Consider the following 25,835-nt stretch of genomic DNA (forward strand, 5'->3'; position numbering starts at 1 on the left):
GAAGAATCGTCTGAAGAAGGGAAAGACTTTAGATGAAAAACGGTGTGAAATGTAGACGTGTATCGAGCGGCCGAATTTTCAGGAGGAGTGTTTTCTCCCGTACAGGGAAAGCAGGACCTTTTCCGGAGTATGCGGCGCGTTGAAACGGACCGGCAGGTCCGCGCGAAATGCCTTCATGGCTTTCAGGAGGGCGAAGTAGGCTCCGATTCCATACATGAAAGGGGGTTCCCCCACGGCTTTGGATTGGAAGATTCCCGGAGGATTTTCCGAATCTTCCAGGAAATGGACCGCTATCTCCCCCGGAGCGAAGTGAATGTCCGGCACCTTGTAGGTGCTCAGGGTATCCGTGAGCAATTTCCCGTTCCCGTCATGCATCAGCTCTTCCAGGAGCATCCAGCCCAAACCCTGCACGATTCCCCCTTCCATCTGGCCAAGATCGATGCAGGGATTCAGGCTCTTGCCGAAATCATGAACGACTCTCACGGAATCCACCCGGTAGTTCCCCCGCAGACAGTCCAGCGTCACTTCCACAATCGCCACCCCGAAAACGTGATAGGCAAAGGGTTCCCCCTTTTCCTTTTCCCTGTCGAAGTAGAGTCCGGGGGTCGCATAATGGGCCTGCGCCGAAAGGCTTACACGGTCGAAGTAAGCCTGGCCGACCAGGCTTTCCCACTTGAGTTCCGTCTCCTTTCCAGCCAGGTAGACAGTTTCCTCCCTGATTTCGATTTCATGGGGAGCAGCCCCTTTCAGGGATTTTGCCGCTGTTTCCTTCAGCCGGTCGAGAATGGCGAGGCAGGCCAGCCGCGTGGCGTGCCCGTTGAGGTCGGCTCCGGTGCTGGCCGCCGTGGGCGGCATGTTGGCGATGCGGGTGGTGTTGGTGGTTTCGAGCCTGATCCGTTCGGGACGGATGGAAAACAGATGCGCCGGCACCTGCCGGATTTTGGCGTTCACCCCCTGCCCCATTTCCACGGCGCAGGTGCTCACACTCACGCTGCCGTCCACGTACACGTGCACGAGGGCAGAAGCCTGGTTCAAGAAAGTGCTGGTGAACGAAATCCCGAAGCAGACGGGCATGAAGGCCAGGCCCTTTTTCAGCCATTTGTTCCGGGAATTGAATTCCTGGACTTCGTGCCGGAGGGACTGAAAACCGTATTTCCTCTCAGCAACCTCCCAGCATCGACGCTGCCGGCATCTCTCGACACGCATACCGTAAGGGAATACATCCCCTTCGCGCAGGAGGTTCCGCTTTTGTATCTCCCAGGGTTCAATCCCCATCTCCTCGGCGGCCTTGAAGATGGCGGACTCCAGCACGAACATGGCCTGAGGCCCTCCAAACCCCCGAAATGCCGTGTTGGGAGGCAGGTGCGTGTAGCAGCTGATCCCGGTGGCCTTCACGTTGGGAATGAAATAGGCGTTTGTGGCGTGAAAAAGGGAGCGCTCCAGGATGGCCGTGGAAAGATCGGCGGCCGCGCCCCCGTTTTGGTAGAACGTCACTTCATAGGCCAGGATCTTTCCCTCCCCATCAAGACCGATCTTGAAGTCCGACGAATAGGGATGACGTTTGCCCGTCATGCGAATGTCTTCCCGGCGCGGCAAAACGAGCTTCACCGTTTTCTTGAGCCGCCACGCCGCCAGGGCGGCCAGGGCCGCCCAGTGAGTTCCCTGGTCTTCCTTGCCGCCGAAGGCCCCGCCCAGCCGCGGCACATCCACTTCCACCTCGTGCATGGGAAGCCCCAGGATTCTCGCCACGATCAACTGAACCATCGACGGGGACTGTGTGGATGAAACCACCTTCACCCCGCCCCTTTCCGTCGGCAGGGCAAAAGCGCTCTGAGTTTCCAGGTAGAGATGCTCCTGCCCCCCCGATTCCGCCGTGCCGCCCACGACCACGCGGCACCGCTCCCACGCGCTCTCCACATCCCCCAGGGAAAAGGTGCGGGGCGGGGCGATGAGCCGCCCCTCGGCGTACGCCTGCCGGGCATCGAAGACAGCCGGCAGGGGATCGTATTCCACCCGTATGGCGCGAACCGCCTCTCGAGCGATGGAAGCGCTCTCACCCACGGCAACGGCGATGGGCTGACCGACGAAACGCACCTCGCCTTCCGCCAGCAACGGTTCATCCAGGATGGTCTTGCCCACCTGGTTTTCACCCGGAATGTCCTTTGCCGTGAAGATGCCGCAGATCCCGGGAAGCCTCCGAGCTTCCTCCGCATCCAGGGAAAGGATTCTGCCGTGGGCGATGGATGAGGCACAAACCGCGGCGAAGAGCCGCCCCTCCGGCAGCGCCACATCGTCCACGAAGGTCGATTCGCCACGGGCATGAAGCAGGGTGTCAGAAGATTTCATCGGGGCCTCCTGTAGCGGCCAGGTGGGGAACCAGGGTTATAAAATGGGCGAAAACGAGTTGACGCAGGAGCAGGCGCTTGTAATCGGCCGAGCCGCGCGTGTCGCTTATGGGGGAAATTTCCGATTGGGCCGCGGCGGCCGCATCGCCCATCACGCGGGCATCGAGGGATTTGCCCCTCAGGAATTCTACGGTCCCCGAAAGATAGAGCGGCACGGGAGCCACTCCTCCCGCCGAAAGATGGACTTTTCGAATCACATCGCCCTGGAGCTCCAGGAGCATGGCGGAATTCACGGAGGCTATGTCGAGATGGGTTCTCCGGGAAACCTTTTCAAAATTGAAAAGCGCGTTTTTCGCCGGCACCGGAAACCGGACCCATTCCACCAGTTCATTTGGGGCCTTATCGAGTTCCTTGTATCCCTTGAAAAAATCCTTCAGGGGCAGTTCCCGGCGGCGGTCTCCGTTCCGCAGCCCGACGGCGGCATCCAGCGCAAGAAAGAAGACCGCCAGGTCCCCAATGGGGGATGCATTGACGATATTGCCGCCCGGAGTGGCCCGCTCCCGGATGGGCGTGGAACCGAAGAGGCGCAGATGCGCATCGATTCCGGGCAATATGTTCCTCAGGATGTCCGATTTTCTCATCTCCTCGACCGTCGTCGCCGCCCCGATGCGGCAGCAGTTCCCCTCGAGACGAATCCCCCGCAGGTCTTCCCTGGTGGACAGGAAGAAGAGATCTTCCCGATGATTCAGGATTTCTTCTCCTTTCTGGAGCATGAGGTCCGTTCCTCCCGAGACGATCCTGCTTCCCGGGGGGGCCGGGCCTCGAACCGCCCCCGCTTCCCCCTGCAACCGCTCCAGCCTTGCCGGGATCTCCAGGAAATAGTCCGGCACGACCCGGGACGCCGCCAGCCAGGCGACGCGCTCCTCCATCTCAGCAGGGGGAACGCATTCCCGGCAGACCCTTTCCAGGGCCCTCTTGATGGATGGATATCCCGTGCAGCGGCAGATGTTCCCATCCAGAGCCGCAACGGCATCTTGTGCATCCAGGCGGGGGGCGTTGAGGAAAAAGCCGGTGAGAGAGATGATCATTCCCGGAGTGCAAAAGCCGCACTGGACGGCGCCTTCTTCCACCATGGCCTTCTGGATGGGGTTGAGTTCCTGCCCGTTGAGTCCTTCGATCGTGACCACATGAGCGCCGGCAACATCCCCCAGGGGAAGCAGGCACGAATTCACCCCCCGGTAGCGGACCCTCTGTCCGTCCCACCTGCCCAGGAGGATCATGCACGCCCCGCAGTCCCCTTCCCTGCAGCCTTCTTTTGTCCCCGTCAAACGGCACTCCCTGCGCAGAAAATCCAGGACCACACTCCCAGGAGGCCAACTGGTTGATATATCTTCACGATTGAGAATGAAACGGATGGGACCGCCCGGCTCCATATGAAACGCCCTATTCTTGGGAAAAGAGCGTGTAATAGACATTATCACCCTTCTTGAAGCCACGGGCCAGCTCCATGTGACGCAGCGTGGCGAAGGCGTTCCTGAATTCCGCTTCATTGATTTCCAGCTTTGCCGTTATCTCTTCCATCTGCATGGGACCGTGCTCCTTGAGGAGCGAAAGAATCTCTTCCTGCAGCGCAGTGAGCTGAAAACCATCCTGGATGATGGAACTTTTGGCCAGATGAACCGCCCAGGGATCGCAGGTCTTGGGCGGATTCATCACGTCCATATAACAGTCTTCACAAAGGAGCTTTCCCTGAAATTCATAGGATTCCCCCGGTTCGATACCCGTTCCGCACTTGTTGCACTCTGTCATAAGTTTCCTCCCCTGGAGTTTTTGCTCCACTGTTTTTACTTTCCTCGCTTTTAAACTTAACCCCCTTCCATGAATCCTACAAGCGGGAAAGGGAGCGAGGGGGGCATTCCTGCAGGAATGGCTTCCAGCCGCGATAGAAACAACCAACCCCTCCGGGAGAATCGCAGCCGGATGCCGCTCCTGCAAAAGGCAAGGCTTCAGCCGTTTAGAGTATGATAGCGCGAAAAATATTGAATAAAGAGAAAAACACGAGTAATATCAATCGATCTTGCCTGGACGTACCATTGAAGATCCTCTGTTACGCCTCAGACTTGAGTTCCATTTTGCTTGTAATACGGATTGCTATCCATGAACTTTAAAGCACGTCTGATTCCCCTTCGAAATGTGCCGCGGCGGTAGCCTGCCATTGAGGCGGAAACTCTGGAAGTCCCCCTTTGAAGGGGGATTCAGGAGATGTATGCCCATCGCCCTCATTGTAAAATCCGGCAAATTTGCCGGCAAAAAATTTTTTTCCAAGCGGGAATCAACCGATAGAGGGAGAGGAGGACTTTTTCCTGCCTTGCCTGTGGCTACAGGACTTGCGGGAAAACTTAAATCGCGATGACAGGTCTTCTGAAACGCATATCGTTTGAGTCCTGAAGCCGGAATCAATTGTAACCTTGGATTCTCAATGAATCCTGTATCTTGATAGATTATGTCGAGTCGAACAACGCAGAAATCCATGGGGTGGGTGGTGCAAAGATTTCAGACCTGATGAGCTATCTTTGCTCCTTATACAAGAGGATAAATAATGATCAATTCTCTCAAATGGAACAGATTCCGCTTCAGAATTCGCGCTCTTGGGGATCTATCGTTACCTCAGTACAAGGGGGCGACCTTCAGAGGCGGGTTCGGACAGGCACTCAAAGGAGTGACTTGTGCTCTCAAACGTCAGGACTGTGGTACTTGTCTCCTGCGAGATCGCTGTGTCTATGTTTACCTTTTTGAAACTCCACCGCCGGTGGATGCGGCCATGATGCGGTTGTATCCTTCCGCCCCTCATCCGTTTGTTCTGGAACCTCCGGAAACAAAAGCATGTCACATTCCCAAAGGAGAATGTCTCGAATTTGGACTGGTGCTGGTTGGGCGGGCACTGGAGCTTTTGCCTTATTTTGTCTATGCCTTCATCTCGTTGGGAGAGCGCGGGCTGGGGCGGGAGCATGGTACTTTCGCTCTTGAAAGCGTTTTTTCCGAGGATTCTGGCATTCCTCGAATGATCTATGACATGACGACACAAAAACTGCGGGCAGGAGCCCCACCCGTGGTCTCTGAACATTTGATGCGTCGATGTAAGGCCCTCTCTTCCGCCTCAAAGCTTGGCGTGGAATTCCTGACGCCTACACGCATCAAGTCAGATGGGCATTTGCTGGATGGACCTGAATTTCATCATCTCATTCGTGCCCTTCTGAGGAGAATTTCCAGCCTGTCCTATTTCCACTGTGGGCAGCGTTTGAAGCTGGACTACCGGGAGTGGATCAGCCGTGCTCAAGAAATCCAGACCGTGGAGAAAGAACTCTCCTGGTACGACTGGGAACGCTATTCCACGAGGCAAAAGCAACGCATGACCCTGGGCGGATTCATAGGGCGGATTGCTTTTGAAGGAACGTTTCAGAGTTTTCTTCCCTTGCTGGTCTTGGGGGAGATCCTCCATGTGGGCAAAGGCGCGACTTTCGGGTTAGGACATTACAGGCTGATGGAATCATAAAGTGCAATAGATTCTCTACACTCTATAAAAGAGCAGCAGTTAAAACCAACACTTTCTATCTTCACAGGAAACTGGACGTTGTTAAGGGAGAGGGACATTTCAGGAGAATGTAATGGATGAAAATGTACTGAAAATAAGCATTGCGGGAATGATGCACGACATCGGTAAACTCGCCGATGAATGCGCGATGGAGGTTTCCCAAGATTACATCAACAACCATGCGGACTTATACCAACCCTACTTCAACAAACATCATACCCATCGCCATGCAGTGTATACGGCAGCTTTCATTGAACAAATGGAGCAAGTGCTGCCGAGCCAGTTCAACCGACAGCATTGGGGATTGGAGGACAGCTTCATCAACCTTGCTGCAGGACATCACAAGCCGGAAACCTCTCTTCAGTGGATCATCGCTATGGCGGATCGCCTGAGCAGCGGCTGGGACCGAGCCCAATTCGATGCAAAGTACAACATAGCCGTGACACCCAAGGACTATCGGAAAACCCGACTGGTCCCCATTTTTGAAAAGCTCCTTAGTACTACAACCGCCATATGATTAGAATGAGCATACCTTCAATGTGCACCCCAAGAATCGAGAACGATAGTGACTTTGTCGGGCCTGAAGCCTTCTTTTTCGTCTCCAGCGGGACCAGGCCAACCGAAATTCAGGAGAGTGTACTGGCAAGGGCAGAACGATTTCAAGCAGTCGCCTCACCTCTGGAACTGTCAGCTCGGCCAGCTCTGCGTCTTTTTTTCCCCTCCTCCGAAGCCCGGATCGAGCTCAGCCAGGTATGGGCCATCATAGAGAGGGTAATGTGACGATGCCAGCTGTGCCAGTACCTGACTTCATAGTGATCAAGCCCGGCTTCTCCTTTGCCTTCCTCAAAGCATTGCTCAATGGTGTAGCGGGTCGATGCCACCTGGGCAAGACGAGTGAGAGGAACATTCTCGGGAGCAAAGCAAAGGTAGTAGGCCATTTCTTCGGGTTTGGCTACAGATCGTCTGGCCAGAAGCCAGACCTCAGGTCCGGGGAGCTTGCCACGGCTCTCGATCACACGAACCCTTGCCCAGTCATAAGTTCTCGGTCCCTTTTCTCCTTTTGCCACACTGAACCGCTTCCAGACATCAGGAGACCATCCCATCACCACCTCAGCCACCGTCCCGGCATGCGGAGCATCCTTGGCCAACCGTACCCTTGTGGGTGGCCTGCCCATCCCTTTGCGCAAGGGCTGTTGGAGCAACGGTCGCCTGGTCCAAACGGGGGTATTGCAAGAGACTGCCAAGACATACCAGTGTCCACTCTCCTGGATAGCTGCTCGAAGTTTCGGAGAATCCCCGTAGATCTCATCTCCTGTGACCCAGCGTATCGGGACACCCATTTTCCAGGCATGATCGAGCATCGAGAAGGCCTGTTCGGGCTTGGTCTCAAACACCACCTCATCAGGAACCTTCGCCCCCTTGCGTCTTACCATGTCATTGGCCCAGTCCTCGGGAAGAAAGAGTCTTCTGTCCAGGAACACATGTCCTTTGGCCGAGGAATAGGTGAGGAAGGTTCCCACCTGAGAGTTTTCCACCTTCCCGGCCGTACCCGTGTATTGTCTTTTCACCCCGACAGACTTATCACCTTTTTTGATAAAACCCGTCTCATCTACGACTCCAATTCCTTCCGGGTCTGCAAAATTCTCGATCACGAACTGCTCCAAAATATCCCGTGCCTCATCCGCATCCCAGTTCACTCGGTAAAGCAGCCTTTCCATCTTATCCGGTCTCTTATCTCCTATGGCCTCAGCCATCTGCCAGCCGTTCTTGCGCTCAACGGGTGCAAGCAAGGAGTGAAGGTATTTTGCCGACTGTTCCCGAGATTGCGCCCGGGGGAATAGATGAGAAAAACGAGCATGAAAGGACCGAAAAGAATCTTCCCAATAATCCAACTCTTTCAACGTCATGACCGTTACCTCCGAAGGTTTCTCTACCTTATAATATATCCGGAAGTGCGGCATTTTACATATGGCGGTTGTAGTACTAATCAAGGGAGGAAACTACCAAAGAGAAAACATTGAAAAACTACCACTACTGTTACCCTTTGGCCAAGGTTTCTCCCACAAGCATTTTCCCTATAATCCGTAGGGCCACACAGGACGGGAACCAGCAAAAAAATGACAAAGAAGAATATCGGGCCTTATTCCAAGAATTTGTGGAGGCCCTGGGGCAACTGAAACACCGGGAAGAAAACCTGGAACTGTGGCTGGAACACTTTGACAGTCTTCTCATGATTTTTGCCTCTCATGTGCCGGCAGCCCGAGCGGGTCATGTCATCCCGGACGTCTCTCTCTACGATCACCTGCGATCCACTAGTGCGCTGGCTACGGCGCTCTACCTGTACCATTTAGCGAAAGGTAACATGGAAATCGCCTCCATTCGAGACGAAGAACCCAAAAAATTTCTACTCATCGCTGGAGATTTCTACGGAATCCAAAACTTCATTTTTGCCGACAGTGGTGAAGCAGGAAGCCATCGATCTAAAATTCTCCGTGGCCGATCCTTTGCTGTATCGCTTTTTTCCGAATTGGCGGCGGACATGGTATGCCGTGAGGTCGGTATGCCGACTACTGCGATGGTATTCAACGCTGCCGGCAAGTTTGTTCTCCTGGCACCCAATTTGGACTCTGTGCGCCGGGCAGTAGACAGGGTCGAAAGCAGGGTCAATGACTGGCTGATAAAGGTATCCCTGGGTGAAAGCGCTCTCGGGATGATTGGGGTGGAAGCTTCTGCAGGGGATTTTGTTGGGGGCCGGTTTGCCGAACTTTGGGAGCGTCTGGGCAGTAGCATGGAGGAACGGAAATTCCGTAAGGTGGATATGGACCGTTATGGGGGAGTGGTTGATGGCTACCTGGATGCATTCAACAATGATCTGGCCCGTCCTTTGTGTCCCTTTTGCGGGAAACGGCCGAGTCATCCCTCTGCTGAAAATTCGCCACTCATTGGGGGCGACGGGTCTGCCTGCGCCATCTGCCGGGATCATATCTTCCTCGGAACACATCTGGTCAAAAAGGCACGCCTGGCCGTTACCACCCCTGGTGCTTCTTTGAAATCCGGCACCTTGAAGTTGTTGGAACCCGTATACGGCGCATATCAGGTATGCTTCGTGGATGGGGGATTGAACGATCTAGCGCGTCGGGGGCAGCTCCTCAAATACTGGGATATCTCTTGTGATCCCTCCGGGGATGTGGCCAAGGATGTCACTGCCCGGTTCATCAATGGTTACGTGCCGGTGTATACCGATAGGGACCGCTATGATGATCGTTTCCTGGCAGGACGGCGCAGCGAAAAGAAAAAGGAAGAACTCATCGAACAGATGGAACCGGGAATCCCCAAGACTTTTGCTCACCTAGCCTGCAAAGCCCTGCGCATGCCGGAAATCCAGGATGATGGCTATACAGGGGTAGAAGCTCTGGGCGTACTCAAAGCGGACGTGGACCAGTTGGGACTACTCATGGCCTGCGGCATCAAGGAAGAACATTACACCCTCTCGCGATTGGCCACTCTGAGCCGCCAGTTGCACTGGTATTTTGCCGTATATCTCCCTTATCTCTTGGCCACAGATGAACGATTCCAGGATGTTTACACGGTATTTGCCGGTGGTGATGACCTTTTTCTTATAGGACCCTGGAACCGGATGATTACGCTGGCGGAGGTATTGAGATCGACTTTCGAGGAGTACACCTGTAGTAATCCCGAAATTCACTTTTCCGCAGGGATTACCCTGCACAAACCACACACCCCTCTGGATCGGTTGGCGGAGAAATCGGAAGAGGCTTTGAAGCAGGCCAAGGATGGGCGCAATCGGATCACGCTTTTCGGTGAAACAGCGGAGTGGAAAGATTTTTTGGCACTCCAGACTATCAAGGAAACTCTTATCCGTTGGAAAGCCGAGGGACTGGTCAACAATGCCATGCTCTATCGGCTCAATGATTTCATCCGCATGATCGAAGGCGAACAACGCATCCGCAAACAAAAAGAAATTGCCGTCAGAGAGATGGAATGTCTGAAATGGTATGCGCTGTTCCACTACATGGCGGAACGCAACGTGGGCAGAGGGCTCCAGAAAGAAGAAAAAAAGAGGGCACTCGAGGAATTTTCCCAGTGCATGGTCTGGTTGAAAGACTATGGGGCCACGTTCAAGATGGCTCTGTGGGATGTTCTCTATCATCAAAGGAGGGTTGGCTGAAATGAAGGATTACAGTTTCTACAAGGATCCGGCTAAACGCACAGTGAAACCTGAACTTTTTTCCAATATGGCAGAAGGCCTGGCAAAGTGCATTGATCAGGCTGATCCCAAAAAGAATAAGCGGACACAAATCAGAAAGTTCTACGATGAAGTGGTGCGGCTCAATGCTCAGGCGCGAAGCTATCCCCAGGACTGGGACAAAATTCTTCCTCTCGTAAACATGATCATCGCCAAAGCGGCCTATGCCGAAGGACGGAAACTGGTCACAAACGATTTCGTCGAATTTTTGAAGGAATCTATTCGTCAGGTGCAAAATGCAGAAGACCTGGATGTGTTTGCCAATCTGTTCGAGGCCTTCATGGGATTTTACAAAAAATACCGTCCGTCGGACAACTGATGCAAAGGGGACCATTACCATGCAACTTTTGAATATCTTGAACATCAAGGGAACCATTACGCTAAAGAGCGGCCTTCACATCGGGGCTGGAGATGTGGAAATGCATATCGGTGGTACAGACAACCCCATCATTAAACATCCTAATACCCAGGAACCTTATATTCCCGGCTCTTCCATCAAAGGCAAGGTGCGTTCGCTACTGGAATTGAAAAGCGGACTGGTAGTCAAAACGGACGGCAACCCATTGAGTGCTAGGTTGTTGAAAGGATTGAAAGGCGAAGAGCGACAGGAGTGCGAGACCATTCTCAAGTTGTTCGGGAGCAGTGGGGCCGATGGAGAGGCCGTGGCGGAATTGGGTCCCAGCCGGGTGTCCTTCGCCGATTGCCCTATCACCAAGAACTGGCAAGAGAAGGTACGACAGAGTCGGTGGAGCCTCACGGAAGTGAAATCCGAAAACAGTATAAACCGCATCAAGGGTACTGCCGAAAACCCTCGTTTTACTGAACGGGTGCCGTCGGATACGGAATTCGCTTTTTCCGTGTGTTTGAAGGTTCTCAAACCAGAGGAGGAACAACCATTGTTGGAAGCACTCCTCCAGGGTCTGAAGCTCCTGGAGTTGGATGCCCTCGGAGGCAGCGGCAGCCGTGGCTATGGCAAAGTGCAGTTTCGTTTCGAAGATGAAAGCATCCAAAAGCGCTTTGAAAGCATCGACCTCTTTTCCAGGGGAGGAAAACTTTGAAGCTTTATGCCATCAGTCTTGAACCGATTTCGGGGTTTGGAACTCCCCTGAAGGGAGACACCCTGTTCGGGCACTTTTGCTGGCAGGCAGCTTATGATTCCAAACTCCTCAATGGCGGACTCGATAAATGGATCGACTGCTACGGAAAAAAACCCTGCGTCGTCTTTTCCTCGGCAATGCCATATTTTTCCGGGCAATCCACTCCCTATGCCGTAAAACGACCGGATCTCCCCCGATCCTATCTATTCAACAAGCTGAAGGAGAAACCAAACAAGCGTGAACAAATAAGCGCCCGCAAAGAAGACAGCAAAAAAAAGTGGATGCTCCTGGAGAAATCATTGACCATAAATCTGGACAAGCCTCTATTTCGAACAGACGCCGATCTTGCTGGAATGGTGGCCGGGGAGAATTTATCCGGCAGTTTTCGATGTTCCTTCGAACAGCCCCACAACACCATCAACCGGTTGACTTTGACCACTGGAGAAGGTGCCTTTGCCCCTTTTGCAGAAACCGTGCATTTTTATATGCCGGAAACAGAGCTGGCTCTCTTTGTACTTGTGGATGAGACAGCTACGGACCTTGAGCGTGTTTGCACGGCTCTCGAACGTATGGGACAGTTCGGCTACGGAAAGAATGCCTCCACCGGTTTGGGACGCTTTCGACTGGGATCTCTGCGTGAAGAGGTTTCCTTGCCATCGGGTCAAGCCTTCAATGCCTGCTATGCACTGGCGCCGGTGGTACCGGAAAGGGGGAGATTCTCAAAAGCCTTTTTCCAACCCTTTGTGCGTTTTGGAAAACACGGCGATGAGCTGGCCCGTTCTCCTCATCCCTTCAAGAATCCCGTTATCATGGCGGATGAAGGAGCCGTGTTCCTTCCGGCCACCGAAGCAACGGAAGAGGTTTTCCTCAAGCCTTATATCGGCACTGCCGTGAAGAACATTTCCAAAGCTTTGAAGTCTTCTGTCGTGCAGGGTTATGCACCCTATGTACCCTTCCATCTGGAGGTAAACTCATGACACAACCCATCCGCTATTGCCTCCAAATCTTGTCCCCTGTCCATGTCGGATGTGATGAAGTCTATGAACCCACGGCCTTTTTCCTGGATGAGGCTTCTCAAACCCTTTGCCCGTTCGACCCTCTTCGTTTCATTGGAGGGTTGAGCGAAGCCGACCAAAAAAAATTCAGTGAGATCTGTCAGAGGGGAACCATCCCCTCCATCCTGGAACTTTACAAGTTTGTAAGGGCCAGGGGCAACCCCGACCTGGCCCTGCACAAGGTTTCGGTATGTTCCGGACTTTTGGAGAACTTTCGCAAAACGCTTTCTCTGCCTGCAAACAATGTAAAGGCCATTCAGCAGGACTTGAATAATTTCGCTATTCAGCGCACGGCTTTCCTTCCAGCATCTCAACGCCCATATATCCCGGGGTCGGCCATCAAGGGGGCACTGAGAACGGCCTATCTCAATGGGCGTGCCCAGAAGAAGGGGCGCATTCGGACCTCTCAGGGCAAAGGTGCCGCCCGAGACCTGGAAAAGAGCCTGCTGGACGGAGGTTCATTTGACACCGATCCTTTCAGGCTCATCAAGGTGTCCGATTTTCATCCCGTGGGCGAAGTCAGAACCCGTATCATTTATGCGGTCAACCGCAAAAAACAACCTTCAAAACTTAAAGGCTTTGAAGGCCAGGGGCCCTTCCAGATTATGGAAGTCATTCAACCGGGATCGGTCTTCGAAGGATGGATCACGGTAGACGAGGGTCCTCCCAGATCCAGAGTGGCTGTGCCATTGAATATGAAAACGGTCTTAGAAAGTGCGACGATTTTCTTCCGCAAGGAGTGTCAGCGTGAAAACCTGGACCTGGAGAGGATTGGCGCTGCTCAGATCAAAATGAATATTGCCGAACATGGAATCCCTTTGCGCCTGGGCCGCCATTCCGGGGCGGAATGCGTGACGATCGAAGGCTACCGGGATATCAGGATAAAACTTGGCAACGGAAAATTCAAACAGAGCAATGCCGCAACGACGTTGTGGCTGACGGGTGATTCCAGCAAGCCCAGGGACAATGGAGGACTCAAGCCTTTTGGCTGGGTTTCCCTTAAAGAAGTAAGCGGAGATGTGTGGAAAAAGCTGGATGCTCTGGAGGTAGAATATCGGGACAGATTGACCGGGATAAAAGATAAGGCCGAGGTTTCAAAAGATGCACACGCCCACGGTACGGTGTCTGCCACAGAGAAGCCTCTGCCGGTATCCTCTCGAGAGGCTGTGGAAAAAGTCCATCCCCCTACACCAAGGGTAATAGAGAAACGCCAACCCAGCTCAAAGGACCTCCTTTCACAGGCGTCCAGTTTCCGATCCAACGACAAGATTACGCTGGAACGCTTGATAAAGGCTCTTGATGCGCTAGAAGATCAATCTTTAGCTCACAAGGTCGCGGAAGTGATCAAGAACAAGCTGATCCAGGCGGGAACATGGAAAAAGCATCCGCTCAGGGCAGAAATCGAATTTTATCTTGAGGAGTGAAAATTGCCGTGGTGAAGCAAATGCTTTTTCTCTTCAACCATCAACCCACTGCAGAACAGATGATGGATGCGGAAAGGACCCTCGAAGTCGGTGACATCATTTATCCACCGGAAGATCTACAAGCCCTCTGGGGCCGGATCCCACCGGATATGGCCGCCCTCGAGCCTTTCCTCGAACCGTTTAAAAACTGGCTCCGGAAATCAGCCCATCCGGGAGACTTCGTCCTCATCCAGGGAGATTATGGAGCCACTTACCTCATGGTGCGCTTCGCCATGGAACACGGACTCATACCGGTGTATGCCACCACGCAAAGAAAGGCTGTAGAGGAACCGTTACCTGACGGTTCCATTCGCCTGGTGCATCATTTTGTTCACCAAAGGTTCAGAAAATACGGAGTGTAGTAAAACTTCTGCAAGGAGTCCTCCAAGATGAAAAAGTGTTTAGTATGTCTTGTAAGCGATCAGACCATCCCCAATATCACAGTCATCTTGCACTTTGAGCCGGATTTTCTTCTTTTCGTAACAACTCCACTCATGGAAGGTAAAGGAAAGACTCAGGCTATCTTGAACACGCTGATTCATCGAGGTCATGATTATTTGGAACGGCACGCCAGGGTGGAAGTACAGGAAGATTCACTTCTAGGCTTTGAATCTGCTGTATCTCGTTGGATCAGTCAGGCCCCGGAAGAATATGACTTTACCGTGAACTTGACGGGAGGCACCAAGCTCATGTCCATTGCAGCTTACGACCTCTTTTCATCTTTCGGAAGTGAAATGGTCTATGTGCCGATCCCTAGAAACGAATTTCTGACACCCTTTCCCAAACGGCGCCCCCGGAAACCCACGCCTTTGAAGGCTCGTCTCTCGGTGACCGAATATCTCACTGCGTACGGATTTACCGTCAGTAACGAAGCCCAGCTGGCTGGATATCGTAAAGAGGCCGAAGCCAGAGAGGTAATGACACGGTTCATCTTTCAGAACTATGAAGCTCTGTTCCCCCTGTTGAAATGGCTGGGAAACGAGCTGCGCCCTCTAAAGTCCAATCAAGTCCAAAAGGGTTATGATTTTTCAGGTATTTTTCAAATTTCAACGGATGTTGAGGCGGAATTCTTGAAAAACCTCAAATTCGATAAGGATGGCGACCGATTCTGTAAACGTATCTATAAAACAGACTGGACTTACCTGCGGGGTGGATGGCTCGAAGACCGTCTGTATCTGGCCGTGCGAGAGGCGCTCCCTTCCTCGGCAAATGTGGAACTCAACGTTGTATGTAAAGATCCTAAAGGAAATCAAAACGAATTTGATGTTCTGTTCACCTTGGACAACGCTTTGTATCTCGTCGAATGCAAATCATTGAGTGCGTCGGAGGGCGGTGGAGAAAAGATAGGAATCCCCGAATTTCTTTACAAACTGGGTGCGCTTCGCCAGAGTTTCGGACTCACACCGAGAGCCTACCTCGCAACCACGGCGGATAGCATCCTGGACAAGAGCGGACAGGTCAAATCGCACTTGATTGAACGAGCAGGGCAGTTTAGCACCAAGCTCATACCTCTTCTGGTCATGAAGGACATAGAGGGGTTTTTCCGTAATGAATTCAGTGCGAAAAGTTAAGATGTCAAGGTAGAGTTTCATAATCAACCAAGATTATCGACTATGAGAGGTGACTGATCAGTGCACACCAAAATCACCGAGGTGCTTTTGCCAACAGACACCCTGCTCCAAAAAGCCCGAACATCTCTCGATTCCGGCAATGAATCCCAGGCGCGGGACTGCGCTCAACGGGCTGCAAGCCAGGAATACTGTTCTGCCAAGCTCTGTACGGCCTGGGCCGAGATCTGCGAGGAACTGGGAATGGCCCGGCTCGCCCGGGAATTTTATGAGAAGACTCTCCGCCTGAGTCCCAATCATGCGGGGGCACTCTACGGCTTGGCGGCGCTTCTCGCCGAAGGCGGGCATGTGGAGAAGTCCGTCCGGCACCTGAAAAAACTCCTGAAACTCGATCCCTCTCACGTCAAAGGCAAGGCCCTTCTTGCGGAACATTATCAGGCTATGGGGCTCCCCGGGCAGGCGGCCGCCCTGAAACCAGCCTCCGCAACCCAGGAAGCCCCCTCGCCTCTGCGTTCCTTCAAGCCATCGGTGAGCCGCGCGGACACAGAGCGGCTTTTGAAGCTCTTTGCAGGCCGCGAGCAGGGCTTTGCGCTCCAGGAGATTCATCCCACAACGGGTGAAAGCAGTTATGTGTTTCAAGCGGGAAGCCTCACTCATGAAACCATTGCGGCCCATATCCTGGGGGACTTGAATCTTGGAATTTATTCCCTTCGCTCCGACAACACCGTCTGTCATGCAGCCGTCCTGGTGCACGTTTCCGGGGCCATGATGGAAGCCGCCCGGAGAAATGCCTCTACCGTGGCCCTATTCGGAGAAAAACTGCATCGGCACCTGGTCCTTCTGGTTCGCCATGCCGTTCAGTTGGGTTTGCCCGCCTATGTGGAGGCGACGGGTTCGGTGCAGGGCCGCCTCTGGTTCTTTTTTGACGGATTTCTGCACTTCCTCAAGGTCAAACGGTTTCTAAAGGATTTTCTGGAGCATGCACCCGAACCGGAAACTCCCCTCGTGGTCGAACCGCTCCTTCCCACACAGCCAGTCGGCATCGGCTGGGAGGAACAGGCCATCCCGATGCCCCTGGGACTGGATCGGGCCACTTTGCAACGCTCCTTTTTCCTGGACCGGGAAGGAAAGGTGGAAGGGGAACAACTCAAGCTCCTGCACCGCATCCGCCGGATTCCTCTAAATTCCCTGCATGCTTCCCGGCTTCATTGCGACGGACGCCAGGAAAGGGTTGCTGTGTGGGAAGGCCGGCGCCACGCTTCCTTCAAGCGGATCCTGGAAAGTTGTTCGATCCTCAACGAACTGGTGCGCAAAGCTGTTTCCGGGCGCATACTGCGCCGGGAAGAAAAAGTGGTTCTCTTCTACACATTGGGCTGGTTGGAGCAGGGAGCAGAGATCCTGCACGAGTGTCTCCAGGCCTGTCCCGACTACCAGTACGAGAGTGTCCAGCGCCAGGCGGCCCGCCTCAAGGGCCATCCCATGAGCTGCGTCAAGATCCGGGAGTTGATACCTGAAGTCACCTCCGTGCTCGACTGCAATTGCAGCTTCGACCTGCGTGGGGGTAAGTACCCTTCACCCCTTTTGCACGTGCACCCGCACATGGTCCCTGCGGCGGAAACCTTTGTCGTTCCTGAAGATTTGTCCCTGCGAGAAGCTGGAAGGCGGTATGTGGCTTTGCGTCTCCACCTCCAGGAGTCGGAAAAGGCTCTCCTGAGGTTGGAAAGGATATTGGAAAAAGGCTTCACGCGAAAAAAGCTCTCTTCCCTGCGGGTGGATCAGTTCAATCTTCTGCGGGTGGAGGAGGAAAATGGTGTGACCTGGAAAATGGAGCGTGCGTGATGGCTGTAGCGTATGTAATGGAGCAAGGTGTGACCTTGAATCGGGAAGGAGAGCGACTGGTGGTGCGTAAAGGCAGCACCACCCTCCATGCCCTTCACCTGTTCAAGCTGGAACAACTCGTTGTCATGGGAAACGTTTCGCTTACGCCCCCGGCCTTGACTTGCCTGCTGGATTCCGGGGTGGACACAGTCTTCATGTCCCTGAACGGTCGTTACAAGGGGAGGCTTCAGAGCCCCCTCAGCAAGAATATCACCCTGAGATGCGACCAGTTTCGCCGGTTGGGAGATTCCGCTTTCTGCCTGAATGCCGCTCGATCCATCGTGGCCGGGAAGATCAACAACCTGCGCACTGCGCTGCAGCGGCTCAACCGCAGCCGGGAAACCCTGGAACTGGACGATCACATCCTGGAATTGAAGCAGTTGGGACAAAAAGCGGTTGAAGCGGAAAACCTGGAAATCCTGCGTGGTTATGAAGGCCGAGCGGCGGTCCGCTATTTTGACGGTTTTGCACGGGGCTTCCTGGCGGAAGGAGTGACCTTCGCCCGCCGGGTCCGCCGCCCGCCTACGGACCCGGTAAACGCTCTACTGAGCCTGGGGTATACACTCCTCTTCAATACGGTCATGGCAGCCGTGAGCCTGGTGGGCTTCGACCCTTACCTCGGCTGTCTTCATACCGTGGATTACGGTCGGCCTTCCTTGCCCCTGGATCTCATGGAAGAATGGCGACCGGTCATCGTGGACTCTCTCGTTTTGAGCGTTTTCAATCTCAAGGTCATTACCCTGGAGGATTTCATATGTACTCCCCCATCCCTGGAAGAAGACGCTCCAGACCCACTTGACCCCTTGGCCGATGATGAAGAAGAAACTGAAAAGTCGCAAGGCAAGAACCCGGCGGCACTGCCCGTCAGGCTCACGGACACTGGATTTCGCAAATTCATCACCCAGTTCGAAAGAAAGATGGGGGAAAAAGTGCGATTTCACCTGACGGACCAACATTTTTCCTACCGCGACTGCATTCGGGAACAGGTGCGCCATTTCGCTCGAGTCGTTCGAGGTGAGGAGGCCGTTTACCGTCCCGTGGCTTGGAGGTGAAGTCCATGCATGTACTGGTTTCCTACGATATCGTTGACAATAAAACCCGGACCCGCGTGATGAAACATCTCAAGAACTACGGGCAAAGAGTGCAATTGAGTTGCTACGAATGCGATCTCGATGAATCCATGTACCAGCAGATGAAGGAAGGGGTGGAACAACTCATCGACAAAAAGATGGACAGCGTACGCTATTACCGCCTCTGCAAGGGGTGCCTGCATAACGTTATCATTTGCGGCTGGGGGGAAGTCCGGGAAGATGAAGGTTTTGAGATCATCTGAATGGAGTCGGGATCTTCTTATGGAGGAAACGGACCATGGCAACAAGAATCAACCATATCCTGGCCAGCTATGATATCAGCCATCCACGGAGACTCCAGCGTGTGGCCAAAATCATGCGTGATTATGGCGACCGGGTGCTGAAAAGCGTTTTTGAATGCCATTTGAGCGATGCGGATTTTCAGCGAATGAAGGAACGCATCGAAGAAACCATCGACCACACGGAAGACTGCGTGCGTTTCTATTTCGTTTGTGATAAATGTTTAGGACGTGTGGAGGTTTCAGGCCTGGGTGAGGGGTTTGTTGATGAAGTTGAGTTCATCATCACATGAGTGCGCGAAACAGGGAAACAACGGCGGTTGATCTTTAAGTAACGGAAGATACAGGTAAAAGTAAATCGAGTGCCAACAGGTTGGCGCAATACAATTAAATTAAATGATTTCAAATAGATATCAGCTAATCCTTTAGATAAAGAGGAATGAGAGATGATGCAAAAACAAAATAAAAGTCCAGGTTCGCGTAACGACATACGTACTCCCCTTGTAATCCTCAACTGTATGAGGCCGCAGCCGGAAAACCTGACCTGATGAATAAGGGATTGCGACCCTTCCTTGCTGAAGGGTGTGATTTTAGCCTTTGCGCCGGAAAACCTGACCTGATGAATAAGGGATTGCGACAACACGAGGTTCGATGGAAATTGAAATGACGCTCTGTGCCGGAAAACCTGACCTGATGAATAAGGGATTGCGACTGTTCGATGTACAGCTTCAATCTTTCGATCATTTCTATGCCGGAAAACCTGACCTGATGAATAAGGGATTGCGACTTCATTACATCTTCATCGGTTATATCTTTGGGGACCGAGGCCGGAAAACCTGACCTGATGAATAAGGGATTGCGACATCTTCGTCACTACTCCCTTTCTACCTTCGCTGGGCTTGCCGGAAAACCTGACCTGATGAATAAGGGATTGCGACTAGGCGTGCAAAAGCCTGATGGTGATACCTGATGCTAGGCCGGAAAACCTGACCTGATGAATAAGGGATTGCGACTGTTAGTGTTAGTGTTAGTGTTAGTGTCGTTTATCGGAGTGCCGGAAAACCTGACCTGATGAATAAGGGATTGCGACACTCCTTGCTCGCTGCCGTCTTGTCAGCTAACTTCTGCGCCGGAAAACCTGACCTGATGAATAAGGGATTGCGACCGGAAGATTTTTATATTCACACCTCCCTATCTCAGCGAGCCGGAAAACCTGACCTGATGAATAAGGGATTGCGACTGTAAGTTCATAGTTTCATTCCTCTTTCAGGAGTTAGTGCCGGAAAACCTGACCTGATGAATAAGGGATTGCGACGTAACGCGTACGGGAACGGTATCTTTCCGGGCCTTATCCGCCGGAAAACCTGACCTGATGAATAAGGGATTGCGACTTTCTGTACGTCTTACCGATATGATTACCATTACCGCATGCCGGAAAACCTGACCTGATGAATAAGGGATTGCGACATTATTTTCTCACGCCTGTTTTTCCAGCTGTTCGCCTGGCCGGAAAACCTGACCTGATGAATAAGGGATTGCGACCAGGCTGCCCTTGCTTGATAAGGATCGATTTGTCTTGCCGGAAAACCTGACCTGATGAATAAGGGATTGCGACAGGGTAGAAGGCGGACGTTTGTACCGTTTCTGTACGTGCCGGAAAACCTGACCTGATGAATAAGGGATTGCGACCTTCCGTATTCGCGCTCATATCAATCTTCCTTCCTTTCGCCGGAAAACCTGACCTGATGAATAAGGGATTGCGACGTCTTTGACATCTTCATAGACACACTTGACTTTGCGCCGGAAAACCTGACCTGATGAATAAGGGATTGCGACATCTTCTTGTCTGTCTTACCTTTCCCACGCTCCTTTTTGCCGGAAAACCTGACCTGATGAATAAGGGATTGCGACATGTACATAAGCATTTCATAGCAACTAGATGGCCAGGCGCCGGAAAACCTGACCTGATGAATAAGGGATTGCGACATTGTATTCCCTCTGTCATTTATCAGACTTGGTTTGGAGCCGGAAAACCTGACCTGATGAATAAGGGATTGCGACACACGGGTTACTGTTGCCATTTTAGGCTCCTTTTAGAGGCCGGAAAACCTGACCTGATGAATAAGGGATTGCGACAGGTTATACAAAAGGGGATGAAAGGGCATAGCACCGGGCCGGAAAACCTGACCTGATGAATAAGGGATTGCGACCAGACGCAGCCTTGTAATGTTTGCGCTCTCCCCTGTTAAGCCGGAAAACCTGACCTGATGAATAAGGGATTGCGACGTCACTTTGTGACATTATTTTCTCACGCCTGTTTTTCGCCGGAAAACCTGACCTGATGAATAAGGGATTGCGACTCTGCAGTAGCTATGACTGATTTTATCTCGTTGTAACTGCCGGAAAACCTGACCTGATGAATAAGGGATTGCGACCCGATTAGCTGATCACGTATTGTCCAGTATTTAATACGCCGGAAAACCTGACCTGATGAATAAGGGATTGCGACATGCGACGGAGCAGATCGGTACTCCGCCGGAGGTTTTAAGCCGGAAAACCTGACCTGATGAATAAGGGATTGCGACGATATGATTACCATTACCGCATAAACATTTTTATGACATGCCGGAAAACCTGACCTGATGAATAAGGGATTGCGACCAGGATGATGGAGTCGGTGGGGCGGAGCTGTAAGAGGCCGGAAAACCTGACCTGATGAATAAGGGATTGCGACCGAGGCCGGGGAGGTTGATACCGAGAGAAGCCATGAGCCGGAAAACCTGACCTGATGAATAAGGGATTGCGACTCGCAGAGACCTGAGATTTGGTACTCGCGAATGCCGGGCCGGAAAACCTGACCTGATGAATAAGGGATTGCGACGCAATGACAGAATCTACTAACGATGCCTTGGACTGTCTGCCGGAAAACCTGACCTGATGAATAAGGGATTGCGACTCTTTCTTATTTAAGATTGTTTTCTTGTTACAGTCTGCCGGAAAACCTGACCTGATGAATAAGGGATTGCGACCCACTTTGTGACAATGCTTTCTTAACTCCTCTGTTACAGCCGGAAAACCTGACCTGATGAATAAGGGATTGCGACATAGAAGTATCTTCACTCAATTTCCAAGTCATGATCTTCGCCGGAAAACCTGACCTGATGAATAAGGGATTGCGACATCTTAAAAACCAATGTTTCCTGTCCCGCCGCTTCCAGGCCGGAAAACCTGACCTGATGAATAAGGGATTGCGACTTGCCCTCTATTTGCCCTTTTAACGGGCTTTATGGGCCGGAAAACCTGACCTGATGAATAAGGGATTGCGACAAGGCATTCAGCGCATGACATGGCAAACCTCCTCATCGCCGGAAAACCTGACCTGATGAATAAGGGATTGCGACCTCGAGGAGGGACAAGCCGAAGCCTGCCCCTCGCCTATGCCGGAAAACCTGACCTGATGAATAAGGGATTGCGACTATTTTCTGGCGATTCTATTGATGAATGATTGTTTGCCGGAAAACCTGACCTGATGAATAAGGGATTGCGACATGGTAAAGAGTTTGGTATCAAGGATGACCATGTAGGCCGGAAAACCTGACCTGATGAATAAGGGATTGCGACATCGCCACAGCTTTTGCATACATGAGCAGCTTCTACCGCCGGAAAACCTGACCTGATGAATAAGGGATTGCGACACACATAATATACCACTGTTACTTACTATTCTATCTAAGCCGGAAAACCTGACCTGATGAATAAGGGATTGCGACTTGTTTTTTGCCCACCGTTTGAGTATCCCCCTTGCCGCCGGAAAACCTGACCTGATGAATAAGGGATTGCGACAGCGGCTTTTTCGAGCATTTTTTCGGTATGCCGCTTGGCCGGAAAACCTGACCTGATGAATAAGGGATTGCGACGGATACTTCCCCGTATCGATTGGTGTAGCGGTCCACAGCCGGAAAACCTGACCTGATGAATAAGGGATTGCGACATGAGAGCGTTGGCGCGATCCGCGGAAGATGCGGAATGCCGGAAAACCTGACCTGATGAATAAGGGATTGCGACAAAAGATTGGTAAAATTCATATTGGTTCCTTTCTGTGCGCCGGAAAACCTGACCTGATGAATAAGGGATTGCGACGGGCACTCTTCCGAGAGTGCCTTTTTCTTTTCGTCCTTGCCGGAAAACCTGACCTGATGAATAAGGGATTGCGACCGCTCTTCAACCCAATGGTCCTTCTTGCCTTCCATGGGCCGGAAAACCTGACCTGATGAATAAGGGATTGCGACACGTACCGTGCAAGCTCACCCTTCTGATTACGATACAGCCGGAAAACCTGACCTGATGAATAAGGGATTGCGACGGTCATATACTCGAAGCGTTCCATATCTTAGTCCATGCCGGAAAACCTGACCTGATGAATAAGGGATTGCGACAATGGAATGACGTTGGCATTGGCATTGCTCATAAGATGCCGGAAAACCTGACCTGATGAATAAGGGATTGCGACTGACAAAAGTACCCGTAGGAGCTTGCCTTCCGCTGCAAGGCCGGAAAACCTGACCTGATGAATAAGGGATTGCGACCGATAAATGTCGTTATCCGAGAATGGAACTGTATTGCCGGAAAACCTGACCTGATGAATAAGGGATTGCGACCCGGTTGCCGATCTTAGTTGACCCACTGTCCGGTGAGCCGGAAAACCTGACCTGATGAATAAGGGATTGCGACTCGATTGCCGGTCACCTTGATTGATTCCAAGCTTGGGCCGGAAAACCTGACCTGATGAATAAGGGATTGCGACCCCGGTACACATCCCTTGATCGGTGCCAGTGAGATGTTGCCGGAAAACCTGACCTGATGAATAAGGGATTGCGACCCCGGTACACATCCCTTGATCGGTGCCAGTGAGATGTTGCCGGAAAACCTGACCTGATGAATAAGGGATTGCGACCGTATCGCCGTGCAACCGCTTCGGCACCGGCTATGAAAGCCGGAAAACCTGACCTGATGAATAAGGGATTGCGACCCAACCATAGGTGCGGATGATTCCAACCGTGAGGGAAAGGCCGGAAAACCTGACCTGATGAATAAGGGATTGCGACAAAACCGTGCCGCTGAGCGTTTTAAACCGTGACATATTGGCCGGAAAACCTGACCTGATGAATAAGGGATTGCGACTCTTCTACCGATGAAGTATTCAAGCTTTTGGTTCAGGGCCGGAAAACCTGACCTGATGAATAAGGGATTGCGACCCGTTTCTTCCATCAGTGATATGGTATCCTTGCCGATCGCCGGAAAACCTGACCTGATGAATAAGGGATTGCGACGTTCCCATATCCACCGGATTGCAAAGCCCATTTCCTTGCCGGAAAACCTGACCTGATGAATAAGGGATTGCGACTCATCTATTCCGTCCACGTATTCTTTGATAAGTTCAAAGGCCGGAAAACCTGACCTGATGAATAAGGGATTGCGACGTCCTTTCCGTTGTGCTTCCGTATCCATTCCCTGAGCCGGAAAACCTGACCTGATGAATAAGGGATTGCGACATATACAACACCCCGCCCATACCAGACAGCTTTTTGCCCGCCGGAAAACCTGACCTGATGAATAAGGGATTGCGACAAATTTTTATCTTAGTTGGTTGGTTTGGTTGTTGTATTGCCGGAAAACCTGACCTGATGAATAAGGGATTGCGACATCATAAGAACCAAGGCAATTTCAGCCATTGATCGCAACGCCGGAAAACCTGACCTGATGAATAAGGGATTGCGACACACATCAGGTGAACTGATTCCTGTAAATTTATTCCGCCGGAAAACCTGACCTGATGAATAAGGGATTGCGACCTTCTCCTCCCTAAAATTCAACCTGTTTCATCTGCTCTTGGCCGGAAAACCTGACCTGATGAATAAGGGATTGCGACACCCAGCACCTACGATCAATGCCCGTCATCTTCTCCAAGCCGGAAAACCTGACCTGATGAATAAGGGATTGCGACGTTTGGCTGACTCTCTCTTGATGTTCTCGAAGATTTCCTGGCCGGAAAACCTGACCTGATGAATAAGGGATTGCGACAATCGAAAGGAACACCCATCTTGTAGAGGATATGGAGGCCGGAAAACCTGACCTGATGAATAAGGGATTGCGACAGTCCCAGGGCTGGATTGATTTGTTTTCGGTTCCCCCCTGCCGGAAAACCTGACCTGATGAATAAGGGATTGCGACGCGGCGGCATCATCCGTTTTGGGAATACATCCAAAGTGCCGGAAAACCTGACCTGATGAATAAGGGATTGCGACACAAATCCCACACGGCCGATATCCCGCTTTGATCGCATGCCGGAAAACCTGACCTGATGAATAAGGGATTGCGACTGCGATAATGAACCAATCGGTTCCTATTCAATGTGATAAGCCGGAAAACCTGACCTGATGAATAAGGGATTGCGACTTTGCTTAATTGCAATTCTAAAATTTTTTGCTTGACATTAAGCCGGAAAACCTGACCTGATGAATAAGGGATTGCGACAGAGGCACTCGAGGATCCTAGCGTCTATCTCATGCGCCGGAAAACCTGACCTGATGAATAAGGGATTGCGACCTTTACCCACCCCTTCCAGTCTAGCAAGCTAGACTACCGCCGGAAAACCTGGCCTGATGAGAGGCTTCTCGGGATTTAAATCCGAAAGCAAGGCGGGGTGCGGGTATAGGGGCGTTGCGGGGGAGTAAAGCCCTGGGGGTGGCAGGAGAAGTGATGATTTATGGGGAAGGTTGGGAAAATACGGAGTGAAATTGGGACAAAACTGTCCGTATAGGCCATTCTTTTACCGGAAAAAGGATGATCTGATCCTGTCGTGTCCGGAAAATATTTCGGAGCAGCCAGGCTTATTCAACAGCTGAGATAAGATCTTCTTGCCTGAGATTATCCGGTATCTCGATACTTCTTTCCAGCAAAGATCCTGTTGCGTACCTGCTCCAAGATCCGGTCTCCTGCTTCCTCGCTTATGGGAAGAACTTTCCTGATCGTCTCCTCGAAGAGATGCTGCAAGGAACTCTTTTCGGTCTGTTCCATCTGTCGGATGACGGCATGGGCGGTGATGTTGACCAAAGTCAAACGGATGAGGCCGTAGTCGGCATTTCTGTAAGCCCCTTCCAGGATTGTATGCATCAATGAGTGAATGGATCCGTTCCGTGGA

General features: G+C 52.1%; 18 protein-coding genes and 1 CRISPR repeat array. Of the genes, 13 read left to right on the forward strand and 5 right to left on the reverse strand.

What is annotated here, in order from left to right; translation table 11 throughout:
* Window positions 1-78: 78 nt before the first annotated feature.
* The 3 genes from QMG16_RS08555 to QMG16_RS08565 are packed head-to-tail and all read right to left on the reverse strand — an operon-like array spanning window position 79 to window position 4,154.
* On the reverse strand, window positions 79-2,346 hold the full coding sequence (locus tag QMG16_RS08555) for a xanthine dehydrogenase molybdopterin binding subunit (RefSeq protein ID WP_281793554.1): 2,268 nt from the start codon (window positions 2,344-2,346) through the stop codon (window positions 79-81).
* On the reverse strand, window positions 2,333-3,820 hold the full coding sequence (locus QMG16_RS08560) for an FAD binding domain-containing protein (RefSeq protein ID WP_281793555.1): 1,488 nt from the start codon (window positions 3,818-3,820) through the stop codon (window positions 2,333-2,335). Before QMG16_RS08560 ends, QMG16_RS08555 begins: the two co-directional genes overlap by 14 nt.
* Window positions 3,789-4,154, reverse strand: coding sequence for a hypothetical protein (locus tag QMG16_RS08565; protein WP_281793556.1), 366 nt, complete (start codon window positions 4,152-4,154; stop codon window positions 3,789-3,791). The genes QMG16_RS08560 and QMG16_RS08565 overlap by 32 nt, the downstream gene beginning before the upstream one ends.
* 790 nt (window positions 4,155-4,944) lie before the next feature.
* On the opposite strand from QMG16_RS08565, the gene cas6 reads away from it, so the two are divergent.
* Window positions 4,945-5,898 carry a CRISPR system precrRNA processing endoribonuclease RAMP protein Cas6 gene (cas6, locus tag QMG16_RS08570; protein ID WP_281793557.1) on the forward strand — a complete coding sequence of 318 codons (954 nt, stop codon included), beginning with the start codon at window positions 4,945-4,947 and terminating at the stop codon, window positions 5,896-5,898.
* Between the two features lie 112 nt (window positions 5,899-6,010).
* Window positions 6,011-6,454, forward strand: a complete 444-nt coding sequence (locus QMG16_RS08575) for an HD domain-containing protein (protein ID WP_281793558.1) — start codon at window positions 6,011-6,013, stop codon at window positions 6,452-6,454.
* A gap of 142 nt (window positions 6,455-6,596) precedes the next feature.
* Here QMG16_RS08575 and QMG16_RS08580 read toward each other — a convergent pair whose 3' ends face one another.
* Window positions 6,597-7,844, reverse strand: coding sequence for an IS701 family transposase (locus tag QMG16_RS08580; RefSeq protein WP_281793373.1), 1,248 nt, complete (start codon window positions 7,842-7,844; stop codon window positions 6,597-6,599).
* 110 nt (window positions 7,845-7,954) lie between these two features.
* Here QMG16_RS08580 and cas10 point away from each other — a divergent pair, with 110 nt between their 5' ends.
* Genes cas10 through cas2 (QMG16_RS08635) form a run of 11 tightly spaced genes read left to right on the forward strand, consistent with a single transcriptional unit; the run spans window position 7,955 to window position 18,927 of the window.
* Complete coding sequence (cas10, locus tag QMG16_RS08585; protein WP_281793559.1) at window positions 7,955-10,126, forward strand: type III-A CRISPR-associated protein Cas10/Csm1; 2,172 nt, start codon at window positions 7,955-7,957, stop codon at window positions 10,124-10,126.
* Window position 10,127: 1 nt separating this feature from the next.
* The gene (csm2, locus tag QMG16_RS08590) at window positions 10,128-10,523 is read left to right on the forward strand and encodes a type III-A CRISPR-associated protein Csm2 (protein ID WP_281793560.1); all 396 of its coding nucleotides are present in this window, start codon (window positions 10,128-10,130) and stop codon (window positions 10,521-10,523) included.
* Window positions 10,524-10,542: 19 nt separating this feature from the next.
* The gene (gene csm3 / locus QMG16_RS08595) at window positions 10,543-11,262 is read left to right on the forward strand and encodes a type III-A CRISPR-associated RAMP protein Csm3 (protein ID WP_281793561.1); all 720 of its coding nucleotides are present in this window, start codon (window positions 10,543-10,545) and stop codon (window positions 11,260-11,262) included.
* Entirely contained in the window at window positions 11,259-12,278 is a 1,020-nt protein-coding gene (csm4, locus tag QMG16_RS08600) for a type III-A CRISPR-associated RAMP protein Csm4 (RefSeq protein WP_281793562.1), read from the forward strand. Before csm3 ends, csm4 begins: the two co-directional genes overlap by 4 nt.
* Window positions 12,275-13,780, forward strand: a complete 1,506-nt coding sequence (gene csm5 / locus QMG16_RS08605) for a type III-A CRISPR-associated RAMP protein Csm5 (protein ID WP_281793563.1) — start codon at window positions 12,275-12,277, stop codon at window positions 13,778-13,780. Before csm4 ends, csm5 begins: the two co-directional genes overlap by 4 nt.
* Window positions 13,781-13,788: 8 nt before the next feature.
* Window positions 13,789-14,181 (forward strand): CRISPR-associated protein Csx20, encoded by a 393-nt coding sequence (gene csx20 / locus QMG16_RS08610; protein WP_281793564.1) that lies wholly within the window; start codon window positions 13,789-13,791, stop codon window positions 14,179-14,181.
* A 27-nt stretch (window positions 14,182-14,208) separates the two neighbouring features.
* Window positions 14,209-15,390, forward strand: a complete 1,182-nt coding sequence (locus tag QMG16_RS08615; protein ID WP_281793565.1) for a Card1-like endonuclease domain-containing protein — start codon at window positions 14,209-14,211, stop codon at window positions 15,388-15,390.
* A gap of 60 nt (window positions 15,391-15,450) precedes the next feature.
* Window positions 15,451-17,226: a CRISPR-associated primase-polymerase type A1 gene (locus QMG16_RS08620; RefSeq protein ID WP_281793566.1), complete on the forward strand. Its 1,776-nt coding sequence runs from the start codon at window positions 15,451-15,453 to the stop codon at window positions 17,224-17,226.
* Window positions 17,226-18,317 (forward strand): CRISPR-associated endonuclease Cas1, encoded by a 1,092-nt coding sequence (gene cas1 / locus QMG16_RS08625; RefSeq protein ID WP_281793567.1) that lies wholly within the window; start codon window positions 17,226-17,228, stop codon window positions 18,315-18,317. Before QMG16_RS08620 ends, cas1 begins: the two co-directional genes overlap by 1 nt.
* 5 nt (window positions 18,318-18,322) lie before the next feature.
* Window positions 18,323-18,598 carry a CRISPR-associated endonuclease Cas2 gene (cas2, locus tag QMG16_RS08630; protein WP_281793568.1) on the forward strand — a complete coding sequence of 92 codons (276 nt, stop codon included), beginning with the start codon at window positions 18,323-18,325 and terminating at the stop codon, window positions 18,596-18,598.
* Between the two features lie 35 nt (window positions 18,599-18,633).
* Window positions 18,634-18,927 carry a CRISPR-associated endonuclease Cas2 gene (gene cas2 / locus QMG16_RS08635; protein ID WP_281793569.1) on the forward strand — a complete coding sequence of 98 codons (294 nt, stop codon included), beginning with the start codon at window positions 18,634-18,636 and terminating at the stop codon, window positions 18,925-18,927.
* Between the two features lie 236 nt (window positions 18,928-19,163).
* Window positions 19,164-25,240: a CRISPR direct-repeat array (repeat unit 37 nt; unit sequence GCCGGAAAACCTGACCTGATGAATAAGGGATTGCGAC).
* Window positions 25,241-25,561: 321 nt separating this feature from the next.
* Here the strand turns inward: cas2 (QMG16_RS08635) and QMG16_RS08640 are convergent.
* The gene (locus tag QMG16_RS08640) at window positions 25,562-25,810 is read right to left on the reverse strand and encodes a hypothetical protein (protein ID WP_281793570.1); all 249 of its coding nucleotides are present in this window, start codon (window positions 25,808-25,810) and stop codon (window positions 25,562-25,564) included.
* Window positions 25,811-25,835: the final 25 nt, after the last annotated feature.

It is taken from the genome of Desulforhabdus amnigena (assembly GCF_027925305.1).
Lineage (GTDB): Bacteria > Desulfobacterota > Syntrophobacteria > Syntrophobacterales > Syntrophobacteraceae > Desulforhabdus > Desulforhabdus amnigena.